Genomic DNA, 229 nt, shown 5'->3' with positions numbered 1-229 from the left:
TTATATTTTCTATTTACTTGCAATGTTTTAGTTCTCTCTAAAAATCCTAATTCAAACATTCCTAATTGTTGTAATCCTAGGATTATAATTATAATCCCAGCAATTATTCTAATTAAAGGATTAAATAATATATCTGATAAAAGTCCAAATCCAAAACCTAAAATTACAAAAGTCAGTGATATACCTAATAAAAATAAAATTGTATTTCTAACTTTTTTATTATCTTTTT

At 21.4% G+C, this 229-nt stretch carries 1 pseudogene; it reads right to left on the bottom strand.

What is annotated here, in order from left to right:
• Positions 1–229, bottom strand: a pseudogene (locus BT993_RS07120) (cytochrome c biogenesis protein CcdA); the annotation flags it as partial.

It is taken from the genome of Streptobacillus ratti (genome assembly GCF_001891165.1).
Lineage (GTDB): Bacteria > Fusobacteriota > Fusobacteriia > Fusobacteriales > Leptotrichiaceae > Streptobacillus > Streptobacillus ratti.
Note: the sequence above shows the minus strand (reverse complement) of the source record. Positions and strands in the feature narration are given on the sequence as shown.